Raw genomic sequence first — 24,427 nt, forward strand, 5'->3', positions numbered from 1 at the left:
ATTTATGAGTGACGGAACAAAAATTGTTATAGCCGGAATCATGGCTTATACGATATATAGAGTCGCGGGAAAGTGTACGGACGCTAGGATTGCAATTGCTGCAATGAAATGCGGAGTCACTATGAAATTGGAAGAAAAGGAGAAATGATTATGAAAGTTTATTGTTATTCATGTGCAAATAAAGACTGTAAGGAAACGTGCAGAACTTGTGTTAATGGTATCATTCACATGACAACAGACGGAGCTGAATATAGTTTGCCTTCGAATTACTCATGCGTTTATAAGCCTGTGCCAAAAGAATTACGGCAGAAGGTAGCGGAGTATTGTGACAACGATGTCCTGGCAACTAAAGTTGCGTTCAACAAATTATTCGGAACGGGCCTTACGGTATCACCACACCAGAAGGTCATGTCCAAAATCAAAAACGTTATCTTCAATGATCCGGCTACAATTGTATTTTGGAATGATGGCACTAAGACCGTTGTAAAATGCGGTAAGGATGACACATTTGATCCGGAGAAAGGTCTGGCTATGGCGATTTCTAAATACTTCTTTGATAATGCCGGATATTTCAATGATGTATTTAAGAAATGGATTCCAAAGAAAGGAGAAAGCGATGGAAAAGACCAGTGATTCATTAATTATAGGTTTTGATTCATCGGCGGGTAAGGACGGCACAGTTTTAATCGTGGGGCGTAAAAAACCCCGCGAAGCCGTCTATATTATAAATGCTTTCGATGGAGAAGAAGCTATTGAACTTTATAAAAAGTTGATTACACCAAAGGCGAAAAATGAGTAAAGATTTTCTCAGGGATTATCAGATGGACGCTGTGGATAAAATGTGTAATGGCTGTATCTTAAACGGAGGGGTCGGCTCTGGTAAATCCAGGACCGGCCTTTATTACTACTTCAAAGAGAATGGCGGTAGTTTTGTCAATCAGGATTTTGTGCCGATGAAGAATCCTAAAGACCTTTATATTATCACCACGGCTATGAAACGAGACTCTCACGAATGGGATGGTGAGCTTGCTAATTACCGCATGTCCACAGATCCTAATAAGAATGAATTATATCCTAGACAGACGGTCGTAATAGATTCCTGGAATAACATAAAGAAGTATGCCGACGTGACGGGTGCTTTCTTTATATTTGATGAGGATAGAGTCTGTGGCTCGGGAGCATGGGTAAAAGCATTCTTAAAAATTGCTCGGGGGAATAATTGGATAATTCTTTCCGCTACTCCTGGCGATTGTTGGGCTGATTATATTCCGGTGTTTGTGGCAAATGGTTTCTACAAAAACAAGACTGAGTTTTGTAGGGAGCACGTTGTATATTCTCGTTTCACGAAATGGCCACAAATTGAGAAGTATCTTAATACCGGTAGACTGATCCGATTACGGAATAAGATACTTATCGACATGGATTTTGTCAGGCATACGGTAGCACATCACATGGATGTATATACGAAATATGATATTTCAAAATATAAGGAAATTATCAGAAATCGTTGGAATCCATATATGAATGAACCAATCCAGCAGGCTTCACAGCTTTGTTATATTTTGAGGCGTGTGGTGAACGAGGATGAATCCAGAATCGTAGCACTGATGGAGATACTGGAGAATACACCTCGGGCTATTATATTTTACAACTTCGACTATGAACGAGAAATGCTTCTACATCTGTTTAGCGATGATGAGTATGTTGGATATGAGATTGCAGAATGGTCTGGACACGCACATATGCCTGTGCCGGATACAAAACGTTGGATTTACTTAGTTCAATATACGGCTGGTTGCGAGGGATGGAATTGCATCAAGACCGATACAATTATATTCTTCTCACAGAATTACAGCTATAAAGTTACTGAGCAGGCTTGTGGCAGAATAGACAGACTTAATAGTCCGTTTAAAGATTTATATTACTACCACCTCAAATCCAGGAGTGGAATTGACCTGGCTATAAGTAAGGCACTTGATAAAAAGAAGAAATTCAATGAAAGGAAGTTTGTAGGATGGACATGATGACAACACCTATGCTTGTGATTCTGGGATGGGCTTTAGGAATGATTGCTATGATATATTTTAAATCGCATAAATAACATCCACTATTATGAGAAAATCATAAGGAGGATGAAACATGTTAGACTATGAATATCTATTCTCCACCAATTTGCATACAAAATTAAAGGAGCGGATCCAAGGAGGAATTTTCGTTAAAGTTAATTGGGACGATGTTCTGGTTGTTAAGATCAAAAGACATGATGAAAACAACTTTGAATATTCGTTTCCAAACTTTAGCAGTAAAATCCTTAATGGGTTCACTACCGATTACGCAGCGTATGAGGTGGAAAGTGAATATCGGAGATTTGTTTTAAAACAATTCTTCAGATGATATTTTCGAGCAAGAGACTTAGCGAACAATACGTTGAGTCTTTTGCTTTTTCTTTTGATAAGGAGAAAAAACTTATGGAATACGAATACAAAGAGGTTTACTTTCACGAGTATTGTAAGACTTGTAAATATAGAGATGTACCGGACGTAAAGGATCCATGTAACGAATGTTTGGATCATCCGGCAAATCTGCACTCACACAAACCTGTTATGTGGGAAGAAGCGGATTGATATTTTAATTTGTTGGTAAGTGGTGGCACACTTTCCATATATGTAAAAGCTACTGTGTTCGCTGAGTTTAAACATTGATTATGGATGTATTATTGTTCCTCGGACTGTTTGACCTATATGCTAGAGAACCGCACTGGAATGTGGTATCTCTATCATATTTGGCACTGATGTAATGCATAAAGCAATAACAGACTCCGGCAACAATGATAGAAAGATTTAATGTTTTGGACGATGGTATATAAGGAATAAAACGATTCTGAGTGACGACGGGGTCGTTGGTTAAATTATTATTCATGGGCAAATACCTCCTTTGAAATAATACAGTAGCTTTTACGTTTGAATATTATCGCAATGCGTGTGAAAATGCAACACTTTTTCAGGAGGAAAACATATGAAACGCAAAACCTTTGAGGATGGACTTCAGAGTAATTTGAAACTCGATCCCGCTAAGCGATACGAGATTATTCATCAATCAGTTAAAAGTGATCCATGGAAATTGAAATGTATGATTTGCGTGGAAGAGCTTGCTGAATTGCAGCAGCGTATTAGCAAACAGGTTAGAGAATTTGACGATAAGGTTGGTCTTATGGAAGAAATGGCGGATGTTTATATTTGCCTGAGCTTCCTTGAGCAGATATTCAACATCAAACCTGATGAAATGCAGAAAGCAATTGACGTGAAATTATTAAGAGAAAAAGGGAGATTGGAAGATGAGTTTTCAGTATGATCAGTATTTAGAGCAGCACAGAGGGAATGTTCGTAGAGCATACGAATGGATATGCGAAAATTTACCCGAACTTTCGAATGGTGATTTATCAGCAAATTTCCAAATTCAATTCGAGCACGACGCATCGAAAAATAATTCTGATGAATACGACGCTTACGATGCATATTTTTATGGAAACAATCGTTCTTATCGGGTCATGAAGGATTACCAGGTAGCTTGGTTGTTACATCTTCACCGTAATCCACATCATTGGCAGTATTGGGTATTGATCAATGATGATCCTAAAGAAGGCGAAGTCATTCTTGAAATGCCATACTATTATATTCTTGAGATGATTTGTGATTGGTGGTCATTCAGTTGGTCACAGGGAAAATTAGACGAGATATTTAACTGGTACGATGAGCATTCTAAGTATATGAAGCTGGCGCCTAAAACGAGAAAGACTGTTGAGAATATATTATCGCGTATCAAAGAAAAATTGGACGAGATCGAGCATGAAACTAGATAATTATACTCGCTATTTTCACAAACCCTTTAATGAAACCTAATGACAAAGTCCAAAAATGAAAGGAGAATAATTATGGGCTATTTGGAGGAAAAAAGTAAATTGAAACAACGTATAAAAGAAACCGAGAAACAGCTTAACGAGCTTCACGAACTTGAAATGTGGATGGAGTATAAAAGCGATATCCCGTTTTACTTGTTGAGCGAAAATGCTGAATACATGAGAATCATGGAAGAGCAGAAAAAACTTAACAATGAAATATCGGGATACAAGAAAACTCTGTCCGATCTTGAAGAGAAGCGGAAGGCTGAGCATTCGGTTGATCCGTATGTTCCAATGGATTTGGTTGACCTTGAAATAACTATAAAGGTCAAAGGAAATATTGGCGGTCATTTGATTTAGGAGCAGAAGACTCAGCGTAGAAATTACGTTGGGTCTTTTTGTTTTTATATTTAAGGAGGATATTTTAAATGTTCAAAATCGTAGATGACACTATGTTAAGATGTCAGATGTGTCCAAACTTTATTCCCATAATGGACACGACAGTTTGTTATACCGATGACAAAGCATTAAAGACTTACGTTAAGGTAAGGTGTGAGCATCATGAATTGTGTAGGAGTATTGAAAAATATTTACTGGAGGACTGTAAATATGGAAGAGAATAAGCTTGATACTCTCGATGAGATGATCGGTAAAATATACTCGGATGTTGTGGAGACATATGAAGAATTTATATTTCAGACTGTGAATAACTGGCTGTCAAAAAATTACATGACGGTTGTCAGCAAGAAAGAATTAATAGGTGCTGTAACCTTATACAGGACTATTAATGAATACGGTCTTGATATTGATCAATTAATGATCTCTGCCAACGCATATGTCGATGGTTATTCGGCAGGTCGTAAAATTGGACGTCAAGAAGTTATTAAAAAAATGACTGATATATTTAAGGAGGATACCTGCAAATGATCTTATACGTAGTTCATGGAAATACCTATTACGACGGATACGGATATATTGAAAATATATTCGGTATCTATACGAAAAAGGATGAGGCGGAATCCGCTAAAGATCTAATAATCAAAGAACTTTATGAAAAAGAAATTGCAAGGGGCTGGATGTCCGTCGTTGAGGATGTATCTGATATTGAAGTGGAAATCCGGGAGATCGAAGCTAACAAAATTGTAAATATCGAATTGGGAGGGTATTGCGAATGATTAAATTAGAAAATGTGGTTCTGGCGAGCCCGGAGCAGATGGAGTTTATTATTCAAGGTATGAGAAATCCGATGAATAGCTGGGAGAAGAGTGATAGTGAAACTTGGATTGATGCTTTTAATAATGGTGGATATTCTATGCCAACGGCAACTGCAGTAGATGAAAACATTCCAATGTTTAAATTAGGTTCAAATGACCACTCTCTCATGCAGCGGCTCTCCAACGCAGGTACGGAACATCGAAAGTATATGAGAATGATGCCGGTGTATGTGAGAATTACGGCACCATTGTATTGGTAGTTCTTTCTGCCAATGAAACACTTTGCCTAGTTATCGCTAGGGGTCACATTTTGTGGCTAACGGGGAACCACCCATTGGAATCCCGTGGGAAACATTTCAAAAATATATTTAGCGAAAAAAGCATCTCCTATAATGAAAGGAGTGATTTATATGAGTAACAAACCAATATACGACACTTTGGATTGTATGAGACTTATAAAAAAGAAATATCCGTGGATACCTATATGTATTATACGAAGAGTTCTTTTTGCAGAGGAATTATACATGCACAAGATCGGAATAATTGATTGGTTGCCAGATTTAAATGCTTGGCATTATAAGAAGAAATAAAGATTAAAGGCTCAGAGTAAAATCTGAGTCTTTCTCTTTTATATTTTTGAAATGAACCTGTAGAGGCTATCCCCTATGCCTTCTGGGCGGGGGAGTAGGGCTACTATTGATACGTAGCTGGGTTTTAGGAAACGAAGCCCATGAAAATCGAAATGGTGTCCTATTGTTTTATATTTGTGTGTTAGCGAAAAATGCATATCCTTTAATGAAAGGATGGTGATATTTATGGCAAGAAAATATATTGTTAAAGCGACTAAGTACGGAAGAGACTGGAAGAAAATAGGAGAGGGCATTGAATTTTTAGAAGATAATAAAAAATATCGACTAGAATTTCATGCTGATGGATTAATCCAGGCTATCCGAGCAAAAATAGCGTTTAAACAAAATAAAAGATTTAAATATTACACTTATTGAGAGAGAGAGGGGGGCTCAGCATTATTGCTGAGTCTTTTCTCTTTTATATTTGTGTGCGAAAAATATGGTGGATTTATATTTTACAGAAAGGGAGTGATAAGATGGTTAATGCATATTTAAGGGCAGACCTTTAAATAACTGTTTAAAACACACAAAAAAAAAACAATAGTAAAAGATAGTCCATTAATGGGAAAGAATTTGATACTTACAAAGTTGGTACTGTTGCAAACTCTTGCAGTACGATGCACAAGATTGCGGAGAAAGAATTTACGCTGGAGGATTTTAGTTGTGAGCATTTAACTAAAGAAAACGATGTACACCATATTGATATGGTAGCCTGGCTCCAGAAACAAATTGATTTTTTGAATGTATGGAGAAGAACCTATCTTGACGTAAAAGACTCTAAAGTTAGTGCATCCTCTGCTAAAAAATACTGGTGGCAGATGATTCAGCTTCTCCCGAGCAGTTATAACCAGACCCGTAATGTTATGATGAATTATGAGGTGCTGGCGAATATTTACAAACAGCGGCATAGTCATAAGCTGGACGAGTGGAGAGAGTTCTGTAAATGGATTGAGAGTCTTCCGTATAGTGAGGTGATTATTGGATTCAAAGAATACGACACTGTTGAGTATGCTAAGGAGCATCCGGATTTTGCAGATCGCATTAAAGATGCTGTGGACAAAATGACAAAAAGTGTCCATTGCGAAAACAAATCAGAAGAGGACGAAAATAATGTTTGAGTTGATAATGAGATGGGTATTGATATTTGGTTTTTGTATGGAATTTCTAAATGCATATGGTTATGCCAAATCGAAAGACCATGACCGTGTAATCATAGCCTGCACTCTTATGATAGTCATTGTGCTTGGTATTATACGGATGGATTTATTGTAAGATATTTAATTAATCGCGAAATAAACTTGGCCTATAATGAAAGAGTAGTGTATAATGTTTATATATTAGCTCTTATCATAAAAGAAAGGGCTTGCTCGAAAAGGAGGCAGGTAAATGGAAAGTGACATGAGAGAATTTGTTGCATTCAGTAGGAAACTTTTAAGGAGTCTTAAAGAGATTCGTGAGTTGCTGAGTAAAGGAGATAAAGAAACTGCTTTACGAAAACTCGATGAATTGATTGATGACACTCAGAAGGATATTGAAGCGTAACGGAAACCTATTTCACCGGAAAGGACCTGTGGTCTAAAGACTGCAGGCTCTTTCTTTTTTTTTATGAAAAGGAGGATTAACGATGAAAAACGTATTCGACAATTACGAAGCTGCTAGACCGTATATAAGAAGATTTATATTTGACCCTGATTTACGACCGGAATTTTTGAAGAATAGACTGGCGATATCCAGACATGGTAAATTGTGTGCGATCTATATAATTTATATTCCGCATCCAGAAGATGATACCACTTCATTGCAATGCATCAGTGAACGTATGTTGAAGAGATGGGATATTTCTTTAGACACATTAATTAAGGACGTATGCGATTCCGAACTTGAACAGGTTCATATTTTCAACGGAATTTCTTTTGGTGAAAATTTATATTACTACAGTAAAAAGTTTGACGATTGGGATATACTGTGCCTGACAAATACGGATAAGCAGTTTGGAGCGAGCTTGATATTAAATAAAGCGATTCGCCAGGGAATTGGGGAGATTGTTGGTGGACATTTTATTGTGCTTCCGTCATCGGTCCACGAGGTAATGATCATAAGAGATGCAAATGAAGATCTTGATTATTTTTATGACATGCTTGCGGAGTTCAATGCAAACCCAATGATTGTTAAGCCCGAAAGATGTTTTATGTAATACACCTTTTTGGTGTAGTAAAGATGGTGAAATGATGATGGATTTAAAACTTGCAAAAGAAGATATTGAGGAGGATTAATTATGGATTTTTCAGATTTCTGTTTATATGCAGCATTGTGTGTATTGAGATTTATTCTTGTATACGGTTTTGCGATGAGTATTCTAAATCGTATCTGCGAATGTGTAGAGCATTGTGCGGACGCCAAAGCGTTTGGTGCAGCCGTAATAAAAGATAAAATCAATAAAATCGAAGCATCCGGCGGAACTGTAATTAAAGAGGATTGTTGATATTTTTACTTGTGGGTCATGGCATTATGCTGTGGCCCCTTTTATTTTTGTTTTATCTTGATCGGAGGTATTGGCGATGGGACGGGCAGAATTACGCAGGGCTGAAAGAGAGAAGAGAAAATCTGAGACAGTTACATATAACTTAACAAGGGCACAATTAGACGCTTTTGTCCAGGAACAGATTGGATATAGGATAAAAGAAGCTAAAGAAGAGGCTACGTCTGAAGCTATTAATCAAGCAATAGCTTTGCTACTTACATTGCCATTGGAAGTATTGATGGATCATTATTGGCCGAAATCGTATGCGAAACGATTGCCGGGGTTTGTGGATAAGGTGATTGAGTATTATGAGATGTGGCAGGACGGAAAACTTGATATGGATAAAATGAAAGAAGATTTATGGCAGTACGGCGGAGTACGTTTAGAGCCGGAGAAAGTGGAGGGTTGAGATATGGCAGCAGCAATGAAGTGCGATAGATGTGGAAAATATTATGACGATAATGAGGCAACAAGGCAGGGAATAACAAATATCAGTGATAGTACAATAATCGCAATAAAGTATGTATATCGTAATATATCTGTTAGACGATTTGATTTATGCGATGATTGCGTACGAAAACTGAAGGATTTCATGATGATGAAAGAGGGTTGAGATATGGGTAAGCATAGAAATAAGAATAAAGAAGGATACGATGATCCGACCGCAAACTTTGCTGTATACAGAGCAGATAAAGATATTGCTTATAAAAGATTCAAGAAGACAATGAAGGATCTTCGTGATATTTGTGCGATGAACGGATTTGCGTTGGAGGGACGAGTGGTTCTCCGGGATAAAACCAACGGTCGTGTTTGGAGATAACATGCAGAAAAAGAGAGGTAGACCGAAGAAGATTGATAGTAAAACTGATGGATATCGGCTGAGAATGAGTAAAGAAGAACGCTATTTGCTTGAGAAAATATGCCAAAATGAGGGCTTATCGAAAGCAGATGTGTTCCGAGCACTCATAAAAATTGGGTACGATATGTCAAAAAATGGGTCATTTATTGGATATCCAGAAAATCGAAATGACGATTATGGAATTATTGGATATCCAGAAAATAGGGACGATTTTGAAGATGACCTTTAATTATTGGATATCCAAAAATAAAAGTGTGAATTATTGGATATCCAAAAAATCGGGTAAAAACGCCTATTTTGGCGATTTTTGGGCTATTTTGAGGTAAAAATTGATATTTTGTGTGATACGGATGTACACCCCCTTATTGTTAATACGCGAAAAAATATATAATTATATATATTAATAATGGTAGGGTGTACACCTGTGTCACATCTACAAGAACGGAGATAAAATGCAAATGAAAGATGTTATAAGCGAAGTTGAGTTTATTGATATTTTTGCGGATAATTTAAGAGACATTATGAAAGATGCAAAAATTGGTCAAAGAGAGTTGGCAGAAGAAGCACATCTTACAAGAGAAACAATTAACCGATATTTAAACAAGAAAACGATGCCGTCATTACGAGCACTGATAAATATCTGTTATGTTCTCAATTGCGATTTGTACGATATTTTACCAGCTTGCAACATGATTAAGTAGATGTTTATATTTTCAAAAATTATGTGGGCGCTTGGTTTACAGGCGCTCTTTCTTTTGTGGAGGAATAGCAAATATGTCCAATAATTTTTGTACAAAAAGAAATGGGGTTCCAGTTGTGATATTTGAAACGGGAGAAGAATTTAATTCCATACAGGCATGTGCTGATTATATTAATGCTGATCCAAAATGGGTCGGTAAAGTGGCAAGAGGTGAACCAGGTTACAATACATGTCATGGATACCATATAGTTGCGATCGATAGACTTCCAGAGTTTCGAGCATCTATTGATATTTTAGGACGACCGGGAACATCTGTAAAAATTTTAGAATCTGGAGAAGAGTTCCGATCAGCAAGAGAGTGTGCGAGGTCTATAAATGGAGATCATAAAAGTGTGTTGAATGCCGCACGAAAAAAGAGACGGTATAAAGAAAGACATTTCAGGATTATTTCATGATATTTTTAGAATTCCCCAAAAGATTACGGGCGAAAATTACATAGACTGTTATAGGGGAAGAGACAGAACGGTTTTAAAAACTGATTCTGTCTTCTTTTTATATTTGGAACGTACCAGAATGCTTTTCGAACTTCTGGCTTTCTCGGATCTTTAGCTCAGTTGGTTAGAGCGACCGGCTCATAACCGGTAGGTCGTTGGATCGTACCCAACAGGATCCATCTCTATGACAGGAGGATGTTATGAAAGAGAACAAGTTTCAGTCTGATCTGAAAAAAGAAATCAAGAAGAGGTTTCCTGGATGCATAGTTACCAAACTTGACTCCTCTGATATTCAGGGGATTCCAGATCTACTGGTATTATACAAAAACAAATGGGCAGCACTCGAAGTTAAAAAAGATGCAAGTGCCAGTAAAAGACCAAACCAGGAATATTATGTTGCACGCATGAATGAAATGTCATTTTCAAAATTTATATTTCCAGAGAATAAGGAGGATGTGTTAAATGAACTTCAACAAGCATTCGATACTTGAAGGAACTCACGCCCCATTCGGAGCGAGTCAGTCAAGTTGGCTGAGGTATTCAGATGACAAGGCTTTGGATGTATACAAGAATCTGCAGGCAAAGATGATGGGAACGAGACTTCATGCTTGGGCTAAAGAAACTATTGATTTAGGTATAAAGCAACCTAGATCAAAGAAAACGTTGTATGCATATGTGAATGATGCAATCGGGTTCAAGATGGACACCGAGGTTGTTTTATATTATTCAGACAACTTCTTCGGAACTGCTGATAGTATTTCATTCCGAGATAACTTTTTAAGAATACATGATTTGAAAACTGGGAAGACGCCAGTCCACATGGAGCAGCTTGAAATATATGCTGCTCTTTTTTGTTTGGAGTATAAAGTTCGTCCAGGCGATATTGATATGGAATTGAGAATTTATCAAAACGACGAAGTGATTGTTTTTAATCCTACTGCCGAAGACATTTTACCGATCATGGATAAGATTGTTCATTTAGATAAACTGTTGAAATCGTTGAATGAGGAGGTATAAAAATGAGTTCAATAATCGAAGAAATGGAATCGTACTTAGGCTGTGGCGAAGACGAATACTTAGCTCATTATGGAATGCCTCGTCGAAGTGGGAGATATCCATGGGGTTCTGGAAAAGAACCGTTTCAATCGAGTCTTGATTTTCTTGGTCGTGTAGAGGAAATGCGTAAGAAAGGTTTCAAATACACTGATGAAGATGGAAAGACATGGACAGGAGATAATGCTATTGCAAAATCTTTAGGATACAATTCTACAGATTTTAGAACAGTATATGCAATCGCCAAAGATGAGCGTCGATCATACGATGTGGCAAGAGCTCAGTCTTTAAAGAAAGACGGATTGAATACCAGCCAGATTGGTAGAAAGATGGGGATCAACGAGTCGACTGTTAGATCTTATCTGAATCCAAATTCAGAATCTAGGATGAAGCAGGCCAGAGGTACCGCTAATTATTTAAAAGAGCAGGTCGACAAAAAGAAAATGGTCGACGTTGGTGTTGGTGTCGAGAGAGAGTTAAACATTTCAAAAGAAAAACTTGATCAGGCGTTATTTATATTGCAGGCAGAAGGTGGATATAAAGTTTACGGTGGTAGATTTTCTCAGGCGACGAACAAGGGGCAAATGACAACGCAGCGTGTATTATGCGTTCCCGGCACTCAGCATAATGAGATATATGACCTCGATAGAGTCAAAACGCTAAAAGATTATATTTCGAGAGATGATGGAGCAACTTTCGAGAAAAAATTTCATTATCCAGAAAGTTTGGATTCCAAAAGACTTCAGATTCGATATGCAGAGGATGGCGGTATAAACAAGGATGGTCTTGTTGAATTGAGGAGAAATGTTCCAGATCTTTCTCTTGGAGAATCGTCCTATTCTCAGGTTCGTATCATGGTTGATGGAAAGCGATACATCAAAGGTATGGCTGTTTATTCGGATAATATGCCTGATGGTGTCGATGTTATATTTAACACCAACAAAAGCAAAGATGTTTCTAAGATGGATGTTCTCAAGAAAATTAAAGACGATCCAAACAATCCATTTGGCTCAGCCATTAAAGATTCTGAGCAGGGTGGACAATATTGGTATAACGACCCTAAGACTGGTCAGAAAAAGCTTGGTTTAATAAACAAACGTGCCGATGAGGGTGATTGGTCTGATTGGAAAGATGCTCTTCCGTCACAGTTCTTATCAAAGCAATCCGTATCTATGGCCCAAAAGCAACTTAATATCGCAAAAGCGGATAAGCAGTTGGAATTTGATGAGATCATGGCTTTAACCAACCCCACTGTTAAGAAATACTACCTGAACAAGTTCGCTGAGAGTTGTGATTCGGCGGCTGTACATTTACAGGCAGCTGCGTTACCTGGGCAGAAATACCACGTTATCATACCAATGAACTCGTTGAGCGATAAGGAAGTGTATGCACCGAACTATGAGAACGGAACAAAGCTGGCGTTAATCAGGTATCCACATGGCGGAACTTTTGAGATACCAATACTTACAGTTAATAATAAAAACCGAGAAGGACATGAAATCTTGGGCAATATTCCAAGAGATGCTGTCGGTATAAATCATAAAGTTGCCGAAAGATTATCGGGTGCCGATTTCGATGGAGACACTGTAATGTGTATTCCTACCCACGATAAAGAAGGTAAAGTCAAGATCACTTCTACCCCACCACTTAAAGGTCTGGAGGGATTTGATCCCAAGATGGAATATGGTGGAACAGTCAAGATAGGACGAGACGGCAAAGAACATTACTATCGTAACGGAAGAGAGTATCAGTTAATGAAAAAGACTGATACGGAAATGGGTAAAATTTCAAATCTGATTACAGATATGACGCTTCTTGGAGCTGACGAGAATGAATTAGCTCGTGCTGTTAGGCACAGTATGGTGGTTATTGATGCTGAAAAGCATAAATTGGATTACAAAGACAGTGAAAAGGTAAACAACATTGCTGCTCTGAAAGTTAAGTATCAGGGTAAAAAAACAGGCGGAGCATCGACCATTATTTCCAGAGCAAAGGGGCAATACGAGGTAGATAAACGACAGGGATCCCCACGGATAAATCTAAAAGGGCGCCCAGATTACGATCCGTCTCGACCAGAGGGAGCGTTACTGTGGAAGACCGCCGATAAGTTGGAATACGTAAAGAAAATACGCAATCCAGAAACTGGTAAATGGGAAGAACAAACAAAGCTTAACAAAAAAACTGGCGAATTGGAACCAGTGATTGGATATAGAACGCAGAAGAGTACAAAAATGGCCGAAACTGACGACGCCTATAAACTTGTATCCAAACAAAGACATCCCATGGAACTGGTATATGCAGACTATGCAAACTCAATGAAAGCTATGGCTAACCGGGCTAGAGTCGAATTATCCAAAGCAGGAAAGATCGCATATGACAAGAATGCAAAACAGATCTACAAAGATGAAGTAGATAGCCTGGAGAAAAAGCTTAATAAAGCTGAGATTAATGCGGTTAGAGAGAGAGCTGCACAGAGAATGGCTAATGTATCAACGAAGAAAAAGATCGAAGCAGCAGAGGCTAACGGTGAAACTCTTAAAAAGAAAGATGTTAAGAAAGCTAGTCAGCAGGCTCTAACCAGAGCACGTGAGGAAGTTGGGTCTTCATCAAGAAGAGAAAGAAACATTCCTATTACTGACAAAGAATGGGCTGCCATCCAGGCCGGAGCAATCAGTGAGGCCAAGCTTATTAGGATACTGAACAACAGTGATCCAGACATTCTTAGAGAGAAAGCAATGCCGAAGACTACGAAAGAACTTTCGAGTTCAAAGCAGAGCAGAATCAAAGCAATGTCTAGCACATACACAATGCAACAGATTGCAGACAAACTTGGCGTATCAACATCTACAGTTTCTAAGTATTTGAAAGGAGGAAAATGATTATGGCATCAGACTGCAGACTAACAACTATCGACAATCCATATGATCCTTTTGATCAGTTTCCTCAATGGTTTCTATTTGATGTAGAAAACGGATACAACACGTGTTCCAGACTTGACAGAGTATCTCACTATACTGACGACATGAGCGAGAAAGAAGTTGACGAAGAACATGAAAGAGCTGTTGATGCAATGATTCGATATGATTTTCTCAATATTTATAAAAAAGTATACAGAAAAGATAAAGAATCAAAAGAAAGAGCCCACTCGTAGGGTATAGAAATGTTTAAAACATAGGGGGGGGTCGTGAAAAATACACCCCCTCCTTGCATCGCGGCGGTCTTTATATTTTCCCCGGAGGGAATTTTCTGAAAAACATTTCGACTTGTATTTTCCCCCAACGTATTCTTTCCACACTTACACGAGTTCACGAGACTGGATGGCGAAATGAAATCCTCCTTTTCGCGTGCATATATAGAATGTAAGTCACTTCATTTTACTGCCCTCCTGTCAGAATATCCGGTTTCGTGAATTCTTTTAAGTGTGGAAACTACGTCTAAACATAATCAAAAGGAGATGAGAACATGGCTAAAAGTAAGACGACGGAGCCCACAACGAAACGGCGTCCGGCGTTGACGCCAGAAGCAAGGGAAAAACAATTAATTGCATTGGCGGTGGATTTAGCCGAAAAGCAACTTATCGAGGGAACTGCCTCATCGCAAGTAATATCTCATTTTCTGAAGCTTGGTTCATCAAAAGAGACACTTGAAAAAGAAAAACTTGAAGAAGAAAACAAACTTCTCCGTGCCAAAACCAAGGCTCTTGAATCGGGTGATGAAAAGAAGCAGTTATACAAAGATGCGATTAATGCAATGTTGAGATATGCAGGGGTTGACCGAGATGAATGAAATAATTAGGACATATTCAGAATTAATTCGTCTTCCAACATTTCTTGAAAGATACGAGTATTTGAAACTTGACGGTTTGGTTGGGAAGGATACCTTCGGTTTCGATCGGTATCTCAATCAGATATTTTACAAATCTAAAGAATGGCTGTCGATTCGTGATCATGTAATCGTCAGAGATAACGGATGCGATCTTGGAATTCGTGATCGTGAAATTCACGGGCGAATTCTAATCCATCATATAAATCCTCTGTCTAAAGAAGATATTCTATCCAGAAGCGATCTGCTACTAAATCCAGAGTATTTAATTTCTACTACAAAATCCACACATGATGCAATACATTACGGAAAAATTTCAAAAGAAGATGTTGAGTTAATCGTGAGAACTAAGGGGGATACATGCCCTTGGAAAAAATAGCACGATGAAAGGAATTTATTATGACAAGCATATTGAATTCAATCAAAAAGATGATCGGTATTCCAGAAGATTATCAGCATTTCGATGCCGACATTATTATGCACATAAATTCTGTTCTGATGATACTTACTCAACTTGGCGTTGGACCGGATGACGGTTTTGTGATAACCGGGGCTAATGAACAATGGTCCGATTACATTACTGATTCCAAAAAACTTGAGGCTGTGAAATCTTACATATACTTGAAAGTCAGGTTACTGTTCGATCCACCTACGAGTTCAACCATAGTTGACAGTTTCAACAGACAGATTAACGAACTTGAATGGCGCCTTAACGTGCAGGCGGAATCCAAATAAAGGTGGTGAGAATATGGTAAACAGTTTGTATCTAAGCCATCATGGTGTAAAAGGTCAAAAATGGGGAATTCGACGATTCCAGTATAAAGACGGTAGCTTAACGCCTGCTGGACAAAGAAGAGCGGCGAAGATGCGTACAGCATACACTCAATTGACCGGGAAGAAATTACGAAGTCATCCGGAAAGTTTAAAGAAAAGCAGCGACAAAAGTAAGTCAGGCGGAAAAACAAGTGACGCCGATGATCAGATCACGAAACTGAAGAAACAGAAAGAACTCCTTACAGCAAAGAAAGACGTTCTGGAGTTACAGAATAAAATTAGCGAACTTACCCCAAAGAAAGTTTCAGCCGGAAAGAAATTTATTGAGAAGTTCGGCCCGACCATAGCCAAAAATGTATGGGAGGGAGCTCTCAAGAATAATGTCAACAAATGGATTGAGAATAAATTGGGGTTGAAAGTTCCTGAGTCGGAATCAAATAAACTTGCCAATAAAGCAAAGGATATGCAGAATCGTTATAATTCACTAAAGTATGAAAACCTGATCAAAGAAGAATTAAATAAACGAAAGAAAAATCAGGGAAACACCAGTGACAAGACGAACAGTGACAAGACGAACGGTGAAAAATCTCCCAATAGCGGATCAAACAAATCCAGCAAACAAAATGAACAGAAATCGGAATCGAGAGGCGGTCAATCGTCTAAGACATCTGACGGCACTAAGTCTTCAAAAACGGAGGAGTCAAAGACTGAAAGATACACCGGAACGGTTGAAGGTAAAGGTACGTCTCATGTCGATCCACGTAAATATTATACGGTGGATGCCGATTATCGTGATGTGAAATCTTCCAATACTAGCAGCGGCGAGAGATTCATAAGCGGATTACTCGAAAGCGGAGCCGGTATACTTAGACTGGAAGATAAAAGGATGGGTTAATCATGGCATTATCGAACACGGCCACCCCGATATATTATGGTCGTTTTAGGGAGGCTGTACTTCGTGGAGAAATACCCGTATGCGAAGAAATATCTTTGGAAATGAATCGAATAGATGCACTAATTGCAAATCCTGGTGTTTGGTATGACGATCAAGCAATCCAGGGTTTTATTGATTATTGCGAAAATGAACTTACTTTAACCAATGGTGAAGATCTTCATTTATTAGATTCGTTTAAGCTTTGGGCTGAGCAGATCTTCGGTTGGTATTATTTCGTCGAACGAAGTATTTATGAACCATCCGCCGATGGTAGGGGTGGGCATTACGTTAAGAAAACCATCAAGAAACGACTAATTCACAAACAGTATCTAATAGTTGCTCGAGGAGCAGCTAAGTCAATGTATGCTTCCTGTATACAAAATTACTTTCTAAATGTTGACACATCTACAACTAATCAAGTTACAACGGCGCCGACTATGGCTCAGGCAGAAGAAGTTATGTCACCTATACGTACTTCCATAACCAGAGCGAGAGGACCGTTATTTCAATTTCTCACAGAAGGATCTTTACAAAACACCACAGGTTCAGAAGCAAACAGAGTAAAACTCGCATCCACGAAGAAAGGCATTCAGAACTTTCTCACTGGATCATTACTTGAAGTTCGTCCGATGACAATCGATAAGCTCCAGGGATTGCGAGTTAAAGTAGCCACAGTAGACGAATGGCTTTCTGGAGACATCCGGGAAGATGTTATCGGTGCTCTGGAGCAGGGTGCTGCCAAAGAACAAGGATCCGGAACCGATAACGATTATCTGATCGTGGCGATTAGCTCTGAAGGAACTGTGCGAAATGGAAGTGGCGATACAATCAAAATGGAGTTGATGAAAATCTTAAAAGGCGAGTATAGCGCCCCGCATACTTCCATTTTTTGGTATCGTCTGGATTCAATCGATGAAGTCGGAAAGCCGGAGATGTGGTTAAAGGCTAATCCGAATCTTGATAAAACTGTCACGTATGAGACTTACCAAGATTCTGTAGAAAGAGCCGAGCAGGCTCCAGCAGCAAGGAATGATATTCTTGCAAAACGATTTGGAATTCCAATGGAGGGCTATACCTATTACTTCACATACGAAGAAACACTACCTCATAAAAAAAGAGAATATTGGCAGTTGCCATGCTCAATGGGCGGGGATTTATCTCAAGGAGATGATTTCTGCTCATTTGTATTTTTATTCCCTTTATCCGGAGGTGCTTTTGGTATAAAGACCCGAAATTACATCACTGAACTTACCCTTAACAAACTTCCAACTGCTATGCGGATGAAGTATGAAGATTTTTTGAAAGAGGGAAGTCTCATTGTTATGCCGGGTACGGTGCTCGACATGATGGAGGTTTATGAAGACCTTGACAATTTCATTTCTGAAGTTGGATACGACGTGCGTTCTTTTGGTTTCGACCCTTATAACGCCAGAGAATTTGTTGAGCGATGGGAACGAGAGAATGGGCCATTTGGAGTCGAAAAAGTAATACAGGGAGCTAAGACAGAGTCAGTTCCATTAGGAGAGTTGAAGAAGTTATCCGAAGAAAGAATGCTTCTGTTTGATGAAGAGCTTATGACTTTTACGATGGGAAACTGCATCGTCATGGAAGATACAAATGGTAATAGGAAACTTTTAAAGAAGCGATATGAAGCAAAGATCGATGCTGTTGCGGCTATGATGGATGCTTTTATAGCGTTCAAGCTTAATCGAGAAGCTTTTGAGTAAGCAGAAAGGTGAACGAACATGAATCAAAATGAACTCATGCATTATGGCGTTCTAGGTATGAAATGGGGTGTACATAGAGCAAGTAAAGCCGCGCTAAAAGCCAAAACACCCGAACGATATGCTTCAGCGATAAGATCGTTGGATAACCATAGAACAAAAAGTGTTAAAAAACTTAACAGACTTGAGAAAAAAGCTCCAAAGTTGGATCGAAAATACAACAAAGCTATCGAAAAGACAGATGTAAAAAGTGCACGGTTAAATGCAAAGTCTGCCAAATATGAGCGAAAAGCCAATAAGAGGTTTTTCACAACAGATAGTGCTATAGCACGTAATTCGTCAAAAGCTGCTAAGTATTACAGTAAAGCGGCATCATTAGAATCGAAGAGTGCCAAAGCTAAATCTAAATACGCCAAGAATAAAAGATTGCGTGAAGTATATAGCCAAGGTATTAGTGACATAGATACTGCCAAATTAAATGCCGGAAAAAGATATGTTGAATTATTTGCGAAAGAGGCGATTGCTTAAATGATTAAACGACATGTCGGAGAGGAAAACAGAAAATGGGATTAAACCTAGGAGCCAGGCTGAAACATGCCTATAACGCATTTACAAACCGTGATCCGACAGGATATTACATATCGATCGGACCTGGATATAGTTCTAGGCCTGACCGCCCAAGGATGAGTCATGGGAATGAAAAATCTATAGTAACGTCAATTGTCAATCGTATTGCATTGGATGTGGCAAGTGTTGAAATCCGTCACTGCCGACTGGATGACGACGGACGTTATATTGAAGAAATCAATTCGGGTCTGAATAAATGCCTAAAGCTGGAAGCCAATATTGATCAGACATCCAGGGCGTTTATCCAGGACCTTGTTATTTCTGCCTTCGATGAAGGGGCAGTGGCAATCGTACCAGTGGACACGACCCTGAATCCAGAAGTAACAGATTCCTGGGATGTACAGTCTATGAGGGCTGGAAAGATATTGGAGTGGTATCCGGAGAAAGTTCTTATCCGGGTGTACAACGATCGAACCGGGGAGAAGGAAGACATCTTACTGCCAAAGAAGCAGGTTGGTATTTTTGAGAATCCTTTGTATACAGTATTCAACGAGCCTAACTCCACCATGAAAAGACTGGTGAGGAAATTGAGTTTGCTGGAGGTGACAGACGAACGAACGGCATCCGGAAAATTGGATTTGATCATTCAGCTTCCATATGTGGTGAAAACGCAAACTCGCAGGGAGCAGGCGGAGAATCGAAGAAAAGACCTGGAAGACCAGCTTGCGGGAAGTAAGTATGGAGTCGCCTATATCGACGGAACTGAGCGAGTCACACAGCTAAACCGTTCAGTAGAAAACAACCTGATGAAACAGATCGAATATCTGACCAACATGCTTTACAGCCAGTTGGGCATCACCCAGTCAGTGCTTGATGGCACGGCTGATGAGAAAACGATGCTTAATTACACCAACCGCACGGTTGAGGCCTTTGTCTCAGCGATTGTCGATGAAATGAAGCGGAAGTTTCTTTCCAAAACGGCAAGATCCCAGGGACAGTCAATTGAGTATTTCAGGGATCCGTTCAGGCTAGTTCCGATTGATAACATTGCGGAGATAGCGGACAAGCTTACCCGAAATGAGATTATGACCTCAAATGAGATAAGACAAAAGATTGGAATGAAACCATCTAAAGATCCGAAGGCAGACGAGTTGCGTAACAGAAACATCAGTCAGTCGAAGGAAGAAGTGAAGGTGGATGAAGAGATGATCAAAAACAAAGAAGGAGGAAACGGTCAAAATGGAAAAATCCAAATTTGATTTTGGAGGCTATGCCACGAGAAACGACCTGCTGTGTACCGATGGCAGGACTATCCGGCAGAATGCTTTCAAAGGTAATGACGGTGCCGAAGTTCCGATTGTATGGAACCACGAGCATAACGATGTGAATGCCGTCCTGGGACATGCGATCTTAGAAAACCGGGATGACGGTGTGTATGCCTACGGAGTATTCAATGATGCACCGCAGGGTATAACCGCAAAGAAATTAGTAGACAACGGAGATGTGCGTGCTTTATCGATTTGGGCTAATGACCTCAAACAGATTGGTAACGATGTGATCCACGGAAGCATCAAGGAATTAAGCCTTGTTCTTGCAGGGGCAAATCCTGGTGCTTACGTGGATTTTGTTATGGCACACGGTGACGGGGAAGAGGATACCCTCTATGCGTCATATGACGAAAACCTCACAATTTTCCACTCAGCTGATCAGGCTGAAGAAAAAAAACAGGAGGAGAAAAAGATGGAAGATAATGACAAAAAAGATGGTGAAAAAACTATTCAGGACGTCCTCGACACATTTAACGAGGATCAGACGAAAGTTCTTAACTATATCGTTTCTAAGGCATTGGCCGAAAACGGTGAAGAAGATGATGAAAGTGAAAAGAAGGGAGATAACGAAGATATGAAGCACAACGTATTTGAAAGAGACGACGCTCAGCAGGGTAACATCCTTTCTCATTCTGATGAGATGGGGATTATCGAACTTGCAAAACAGGGAAGTGTTGGAAGCCTGCAGCAGGCTATGAGACTGTATGCAGAAGAACAGTCAGGCACATTAGCACATGGCGTATTCGACAATGAGGTCGAAGCTCTGTTCCCAGAGTACGAGCTTCTCGAGAAAGGCGAACCGAATACTCTCGAGAGAGATCAGTCTTGGATCGACGCTGCAATCGCAAAAGCTCACAAAGCACCGTATTCCAGATTACGTACAAGGAATGCAGACGCACGTATTGCAGAGCTCAAGGCGAAGGGCTATCAGTCAAAAGGCGATTACAAAAAAGAGGGAGCACAGATCAAGCTGCTTAGCAGAACAACTGATCCACAGACCGTCTATATCAAAGACACGATGCATCGGGATGACATTACTGATATCACCGACTTCGATGTAGTGGCTTATCAGTGGAGAATGATGCGTCACGTTCTTAATGAAGAACTTGCTATGGCAATGATGGTCGGTGATGGACGTGAGGACGGAGATCCAGACAAAATCCACGAAGAGCATATCAGACCTATCTGGACTGACGATGAGCTTTACACAATTCATGCCGACGTGGATATTGAAGCAGCTAAGACAAAGTTACAGGGCACAAATACCGGGGCTAACTTCGGCGATTCTTATATATATGCGGAAGCTATTATCGAATCCGCACTGTATGCAAGAGAGCAGTTCAAAGGTTCTGGAGTTCCGGACATGTACTGCACACCACATCTTCTCAATGTGATGCTTCTTGCAAGAGATCTCAATGGTCGCCGTATTTACACTTCCAAAGCAGATCTTGCTGCCGCCCTTAATGTTGGTGAAATCCATACTGCAGAGCAGTTTGAGGGACTGGTTAGAACCGATAAAGCAGGAAAGAAACATAAGCTTCTCGCACTGTTTGTAAATCTTAACGATTATACAATTGGTGCTACTCGTGGCGGTGAGATCACTAAATTTGAGGATTTCGATATGGACTTCAACAGATACAAATATATGCTGGAGACTCGTCTGTCCGGAACCCTTACTAAAGTATATTCTGCGATTGCTCTGGAAGAGCCGCAGGCGTGATTGAAGGAGGTTGAACAATATGGATAAAATTTTTATGAGAGCTGACGACACAAATGTGGCAGCAAGAAAAATCTATGTGAAAAGCGGAGATGCTTATGCCTATGCCGATAAGGCATGTAAGACAAAGATTAAAGCAGATGTCTTGATGGATGTTTTCGTAAAGGGAGCAATCATCATCGATGGAACTTCCCAGTATAAACCAGTAAGTGCAGATCTCACATCCGCCGGTGTAGCATCTGTTACATACATTAAATCAGTAAAAGGATCCGGAAGCACTGCTACTGCAACTCCGACTGTACTTCAGTCCGAGGAGTATACTGCCTAATAAGGATGATGAAACATGAGTAAATGGTTCGGAAAGATTGGTTACAATAGTAGTCATGAAGAAGAAGCCGGCGTATGGGTCGATTCCATCACCGAGCGAGAATATTATGGCGACGTGATCAGCGACAGATGGAGGAGACAAAATTCCGGAGAGGTTAATGATAACATAAATCTCTCAAACACCATCAGTATTGTAGCCGATCTGTACGCCTACCAAAATTGCAAGGACATGGTTTACGTCGAAATAAGGGGTACTAAGTGGAAAGTCTCGGACATTGATATGAGTCAATATCCGAGGCTTATTTTGTCTATAGGAGGGGTTTGGAATGAAAACACGTCTGGAACTTCAGAGTAAGCTGGAAGAACTGCTTGGTTTCAGGCATGTTTACTACCAGCCTCCTGAATCGGTCAAAATGGAATATCCGGCAATACGATATTCCAAATCTATGATCAGGAGTCAAGAAGCTAACAACGGTACCTATATCGAAAACGAACGGTATGAAATTACCGTGATCGACAAAAAACCAGACAACCCGGTTATTAAAAAGTTACTGGCGCTCCCACATTGTGGATATGAGCGTCAATACCGGGCTGATAATTTAAACCACGATGTATTAACAATTTATTTGTAAGGAGGAATTCCATATGGGCGAAGACAATAAGAAGAAAATTAAATGGGATCAGGTTGGAGAAAAATTATATGAGATTGGTGTTGACAGGGGCGTATTATACACCCAGGAAGGTGGCGTATATGGCGCAGGTGTTCCGTGGAATGGTTTAACTCAGGTGACTGAGAGTCCATCCGGAGCAGAAGCTACAAAATTGTATGCTAACAACAATCCTTACCTTACACTGCTTTCAAAAGAAGAGTGGGGCGGAACTATTGAAGCGTATACATATCCGGACGAATTTGTTGCATGTGACGGATCTGCTGAGATCATAAAAGGTGTTTCCATCGGCCAGCAGAAACGTAAGAGTTTCGGATTTACTTATCGTTCATTAATTGGAAACGATACAGACGGAGAATCTCACGGATATAAAATTCACCTCGTATACGGATGTATGGCGTCTCCTAGTGAGAAAACACGTGCGACTATCAATAATGATGTAGGTGTAGATCCGATGAGTTGGGAGATTTCCACAACGCCGGTAGCTGTTACAGATCATGATCCAACATCTACGATGGAGATCGATTCTACAAAAGTAACGGCCAAGCAGCTGGCTAAGATCGAAGAGATTCTTTATGGTAAAGACCCATCCAGCGAATCAGCAAATGATGGCGTTGCTCCGAGAATGCCATTACCGGATGAACTCATCACAATTCTCAACACAGTTACAGAATAATTACGCAGTCAAAAAAATATGCAGAAAGCCCATTCCTTAACTGGTTTGGGCTTTCTTTAAAGTGAAAAGGAGAAAAAATTATGTTAAAGAAAACAATTAATTACACAGATTACGATGGAAATCCACGTACAGAAGATCATTATTTCAATATTTCAAAAGCCGAACTTACCGATATGGCGATGACTTATCCGGATGGATTGGAAAACACTTTAAAAAGTATTATTAAAACGAACGATACAAAACGTATGTATTTATTCTTCAAAGATTTGATTCTGAAAGCCTACGGTGTGAAGTCACCAGACGGAAGAAGATTCATTAAGTCAGATGAAATTACAAAAGAATTCACACAGACAGAAGCTTTCAGTGTACTGATTGATGAGCTGATCAATGGGCAGCTTTACAACGATTTTATTTACGGAATTCTTCCTACAAATGGAATCGACAAAGAGGCAGCAATTAAAGAGGCTGAGAAGATTGTTGGAATTCCAATCGCCAATGATGCTGTCACTCCACAAAACTGAT

39 protein-coding genes, 1 tRNA gene and 1 pseudogene are annotated in these 24,427 nt (G+C 39.6%); all 41 read left to right on the plus strand.

Features of this window, described 5'->3' with window-relative positions; all coding sequences use genetic code 11:
• Window positions 1-4 precede the first annotated feature (4 nt).
• The 41 genes and pseudogenes from G5B11_RS00735 to G5B11_RS00935 all read left to right on the plus strand — a co-directional run bounded on the left by G5B11_RS00735 (window position 5) and on the right by G5B11_RS00935 (window position 24,426).
• Window positions 5-148 (plus strand): hypothetical protein, encoded by a 144-nt coding sequence (locus tag G5B11_RS00735; protein WP_173726495.1) that lies wholly within the window; start codon window positions 5-7, stop codon window positions 146-148.
• Window positions 149-150: 2 nt separating this feature from the next.
• A complete protein-coding gene (locus tag G5B11_RS00740; RefSeq protein WP_173726496.1) occupies window positions 151-633 on the plus strand; it encodes a hypothetical protein in 483 nt (160 codons plus the stop codon).
• The gene (locus G5B11_RS00745) at window positions 617-799 is read left to right on the plus strand and encodes a hypothetical protein (RefSeq protein ID WP_173726497.1); all 183 of its coding nucleotides are present in this window, start codon (window positions 617-619) and stop codon (window positions 797-799) included. The genes G5B11_RS00740 and G5B11_RS00745 overlap by 17 nt, the downstream gene beginning before the upstream one ends.
• Window positions 792-2,024 (plus strand): hypothetical protein, encoded by a 1,233-nt coding sequence (locus G5B11_RS00750; protein ID WP_173726498.1) that lies wholly within the window; start codon window positions 792-794, stop codon window positions 2,022-2,024. The genes G5B11_RS00745 and G5B11_RS00750 overlap by 8 nt, the downstream gene beginning before the upstream one ends.
• A 115-nt stretch (window positions 2,025-2,139) precedes the next feature.
• Window positions 2,140-2,394, plus strand: a complete 255-nt coding sequence (locus G5B11_RS00755) for a hypothetical protein (RefSeq protein ID WP_173726499.1) — start codon at window positions 2,140-2,142, stop codon at window positions 2,392-2,394.
• Between the two features lie 74 nt (window positions 2,395-2,468).
• Window positions 2,469-2,624, plus strand: coding sequence for a hypothetical protein (locus tag G5B11_RS00760; RefSeq protein ID WP_173726500.1), 156 nt, complete (start codon window positions 2,469-2,471; stop codon window positions 2,622-2,624).
• A 391-nt stretch (window positions 2,625-3,015) separates the two neighbouring features.
• Window positions 3,016-3,351 carry a hypothetical protein gene (locus G5B11_RS00765; protein WP_173726501.1) on the plus strand — a complete coding sequence of 112 codons (336 nt, stop codon included), beginning with the start codon at window positions 3,016-3,018 and terminating at the stop codon, window positions 3,349-3,351.
• Window positions 3,335-3,859 (plus strand): DUF5662 family protein, encoded by a 525-nt coding sequence (locus G5B11_RS00770; protein ID WP_173726502.1) that lies wholly within the window; start codon window positions 3,335-3,337, stop codon window positions 3,857-3,859. Before G5B11_RS00765 ends, G5B11_RS00770 begins: the two co-directional genes overlap by 17 nt.
• Before the next feature lie 72 nt (window positions 3,860-3,931).
• Window positions 3,932-4,258: a hypothetical protein gene (locus G5B11_RS00775; RefSeq protein ID WP_173726503.1), complete on the plus strand. Its 327-nt coding sequence runs from the start codon at window positions 3,932-3,934 to the stop codon at window positions 4,256-4,258.
• 249 nt (window positions 4,259-4,507) lie between these two features.
• Window positions 4,508-4,825: a hypothetical protein gene (locus G5B11_RS00780; protein WP_173726504.1), complete on the plus strand. Its 318-nt coding sequence runs from the start codon at window positions 4,508-4,510 to the stop codon at window positions 4,823-4,825.
• Window positions 4,822-5,073, plus strand: a complete 252-nt coding sequence (locus tag G5B11_RS00785) for a hypothetical protein (protein ID WP_173726505.1) — start codon at window positions 4,822-4,824, stop codon at window positions 5,071-5,073. The genes G5B11_RS00780 and G5B11_RS00785 overlap by 4 nt, the downstream gene beginning before the upstream one ends.
• Window positions 5,070-5,372: a hypothetical protein gene (locus G5B11_RS00790; protein ID WP_173726506.1), complete on the plus strand. Its 303-nt coding sequence runs from the start codon at window positions 5,070-5,072 to the stop codon at window positions 5,370-5,372. Before G5B11_RS00785 ends, G5B11_RS00790 begins: the two co-directional genes overlap by 4 nt.
• A gap of 555 nt (window positions 5,373-5,927) precedes the next feature.
• A complete protein-coding gene (locus G5B11_RS00795; protein ID WP_173726507.1) occupies window positions 5,928-6,116 on the plus strand; it encodes a hypothetical protein in 189 nt (62 codons plus the stop codon).
• Window positions 6,117-6,307: 191 nt separating this feature from the next.
• Window positions 6,308-6,721 (plus strand): annotated as a pseudogene (locus G5B11_RS00800) (hypothetical protein); the annotation flags it as partial.
• A gap of 406 nt (window positions 6,722-7,127) precedes the next feature.
• Window positions 7,128-7,283 carry a hypothetical protein gene (locus G5B11_RS00805; protein WP_173726508.1) on the plus strand — a complete coding sequence of 52 codons (156 nt, stop codon included), beginning with the start codon at window positions 7,128-7,130 and terminating at the stop codon, window positions 7,281-7,283.
• A gap of 82 nt (window positions 7,284-7,365) precedes the next feature.
• The gene (locus G5B11_RS00810; protein ID WP_173726509.1) at window positions 7,366-7,935 is read left to right on the plus strand and encodes a DUF5688 family protein; all 570 of its coding nucleotides are present in this window, start codon (window positions 7,366-7,368) and stop codon (window positions 7,933-7,935) included.
• A gap of 81 nt (window positions 7,936-8,016) precedes the next feature.
• Window positions 8,017-8,223 (plus strand): hypothetical protein, encoded by a 207-nt coding sequence (locus G5B11_RS00815; protein WP_173726510.1) that lies wholly within the window; start codon window positions 8,017-8,019, stop codon window positions 8,221-8,223.
• A 76-nt stretch (window positions 8,224-8,299) separates the two neighbouring features.
• A complete protein-coding gene (locus G5B11_RS00820; protein ID WP_173726511.1) occupies window positions 8,300-8,671 on the plus strand; it encodes a hypothetical protein in 372 nt (123 codons plus the stop codon).
• A 3-nt stretch (window positions 8,672-8,674) separates the two neighbouring features.
• Window positions 8,675-8,875 carry a hypothetical protein gene (locus G5B11_RS00825; RefSeq protein WP_173726512.1) on the plus strand — a complete coding sequence of 67 codons (201 nt, stop codon included), beginning with the start codon at window positions 8,675-8,677 and terminating at the stop codon, window positions 8,873-8,875.
• Window positions 8,876-8,878: 3 nt separating this feature from the next.
• Window positions 8,879-9,082: a hypothetical protein gene (locus G5B11_RS00830; protein WP_173726513.1), complete on the plus strand. Its 204-nt coding sequence runs from the start codon at window positions 8,879-8,881 to the stop codon at window positions 9,080-9,082.
• Between the two features lies 1 nt (window position 9,083).
• The gene (locus tag G5B11_RS00835; RefSeq protein ID WP_173726514.1) at window positions 9,084-9,350 is read left to right on the plus strand and encodes a hypothetical protein; all 267 of its coding nucleotides are present in this window, start codon (window positions 9,084-9,086) and stop codon (window positions 9,348-9,350) included.
• 229 nt (window positions 9,351-9,579) lie between these two features.
• On the plus strand, window positions 9,580-9,822 hold the full coding sequence (locus G5B11_RS00840) for a helix-turn-helix domain-containing protein (protein ID WP_173726515.1): 243 nt from the start codon (window positions 9,580-9,582) through the stop codon (window positions 9,820-9,822).
• A gap of 73 nt (window positions 9,823-9,895) precedes the next feature.
• Complete coding sequence (locus tag G5B11_RS00845) at window positions 9,896-10,276, plus strand: hypothetical protein (RefSeq protein WP_173726516.1); 381 nt, start codon at window positions 9,896-9,898, stop codon at window positions 10,274-10,276.
• A 144-nt stretch (window positions 10,277-10,420) separates the two neighbouring features.
• Window positions 10,421-10,494: transfer RNA gene (locus G5B11_RS00850), tRNA-Ile, on the plus strand.
• A 21-nt stretch (window positions 10,495-10,515) separates the two neighbouring features.
• Entirely contained in the window at window positions 10,516-10,806 is a 291-nt protein-coding gene (locus G5B11_RS00855; protein WP_173726517.1) for a hypothetical protein, read from the plus strand.
• Window positions 10,778-11,332, plus strand: a complete 555-nt coding sequence (locus G5B11_RS00860; RefSeq protein ID WP_173726518.1) for a DUF2800 domain-containing protein — start codon at window positions 10,778-10,780, stop codon at window positions 11,330-11,332. The genes G5B11_RS00855 and G5B11_RS00860 overlap by 29 nt, the downstream gene beginning before the upstream one ends.
• Before the next feature lie 2 nt (window positions 11,333-11,334).
• Entirely contained in the window at window positions 11,335-14,247 is a 2,913-nt protein-coding gene (locus tag G5B11_RS00865) for a helix-turn-helix domain-containing protein (protein WP_173726519.1), read from the plus strand.
• Between the two features lie 2 nt (window positions 14,248-14,249).
• On the plus strand, window positions 14,250-14,519 hold the full coding sequence (locus G5B11_RS00870) for a hypothetical protein (protein WP_173726520.1): 270 nt from the start codon (window positions 14,250-14,252) through the stop codon (window positions 14,517-14,519).
• Window positions 14,520-14,830: 311 nt separating this feature from the next.
• The gene (locus G5B11_RS00875) at window positions 14,831-15,154 is read left to right on the plus strand and encodes a hypothetical protein (protein ID WP_173726521.1); all 324 of its coding nucleotides are present in this window, start codon (window positions 14,831-14,833) and stop codon (window positions 15,152-15,154) included.
• A complete protein-coding gene (locus tag G5B11_RS00880; protein ID WP_244092875.1) occupies window positions 15,147-15,569 on the plus strand; it encodes a hypothetical protein in 423 nt (140 codons plus the stop codon). The genes G5B11_RS00875 and G5B11_RS00880 overlap by 8 nt, the downstream gene beginning before the upstream one ends.
• Before the next feature lie 20 nt (window positions 15,570-15,589).
• A complete protein-coding gene (locus tag G5B11_RS00885; RefSeq protein WP_173726523.1) occupies window positions 15,590-15,925 on the plus strand; it encodes a phage head-tail connector protein in 336 nt (111 codons plus the stop codon).
• Window positions 15,926-15,938: 13 nt separating this feature from the next.
• Entirely contained in the window at window positions 15,939-16,859 is a 921-nt protein-coding gene (locus G5B11_RS00890) for a hypothetical protein (protein WP_173726524.1), read from the plus strand.
• A gap of 2 nt (window positions 16,860-16,861) precedes the next feature.
• The gene (locus G5B11_RS00895) at window positions 16,862-18,625 is read left to right on the plus strand and encodes a terminase TerL endonuclease subunit (RefSeq protein ID WP_173726525.1); all 1,764 of its coding nucleotides are present in this window, start codon (window positions 16,862-16,864) and stop codon (window positions 18,623-18,625) included.
• Window positions 18,626-18,643: 18 nt separating this feature from the next.
• Entirely contained in the window at window positions 18,644-19,150 is a 507-nt protein-coding gene (locus tag G5B11_RS00900) for a DUF7211 domain-containing protein (protein ID WP_173726526.1), read from the plus strand.
• Between the two features lie 35 nt (window positions 19,151-19,185).
• On the plus strand, window positions 19,186-20,448 hold the full coding sequence (locus G5B11_RS00905) for a phage portal protein (protein ID WP_173726527.1): 1,263 nt from the start codon (window positions 19,186-19,188) through the stop codon (window positions 20,446-20,448).
• Complete coding sequence (locus G5B11_RS00910) at window positions 20,429-22,237, plus strand: caudovirus prohead protease (protein WP_173726528.1); 1,809 nt, start codon at window positions 20,429-20,431, stop codon at window positions 22,235-22,237. Before G5B11_RS00905 ends, G5B11_RS00910 begins: the two co-directional genes overlap by 20 nt.
• A 19-nt stretch (window positions 22,238-22,256) precedes the next feature.
• Window positions 22,257-22,562: a hypothetical protein gene (locus tag G5B11_RS00915; protein WP_173726529.1), complete on the plus strand. Its 306-nt coding sequence runs from the start codon at window positions 22,257-22,259 to the stop codon at window positions 22,560-22,562.
• Window positions 22,563-22,577: 15 nt separating this feature from the next.
• Window positions 22,578-22,916 carry a DUF7253 family protein gene (locus tag G5B11_RS00920; RefSeq protein ID WP_173726530.1) on the plus strand — a complete coding sequence of 113 codons (339 nt, stop codon included), beginning with the start codon at window positions 22,578-22,580 and terminating at the stop codon, window positions 22,914-22,916.
• Window positions 22,888-23,193, plus strand: coding sequence for a hypothetical protein (locus tag G5B11_RS00925; protein ID WP_173726531.1), 306 nt, complete (start codon window positions 22,888-22,890; stop codon window positions 23,191-23,193). The genes G5B11_RS00920 and G5B11_RS00925 overlap by 29 nt, the downstream gene beginning before the upstream one ends.
• A gap of 13 nt (window positions 23,194-23,206) precedes the next feature.
• Window positions 23,207-23,905, plus strand: a complete 699-nt coding sequence (locus G5B11_RS00930; RefSeq protein ID WP_173726532.1) for a hypothetical protein — start codon at window positions 23,207-23,209, stop codon at window positions 23,903-23,905.
• Between the two features lie 80 nt (window positions 23,906-23,985).
• Window positions 23,986-24,426: a hypothetical protein gene (locus G5B11_RS00935; RefSeq protein ID WP_173726533.1), complete on the plus strand. Its 441-nt coding sequence runs from the start codon at window positions 23,986-23,988 to the stop codon at window positions 24,424-24,426.
• Window position 24,427 lies beyond the last annotated feature (1 nt).

It is taken from the genome of Blautia glucerasea, assembly GCF_013304385.1.
Classification (GTDB): domain Bacteria; phylum Bacillota; class Clostridia; order Lachnospirales; family Lachnospiraceae; genus Blautia_A; species Blautia_A ammoniilytica.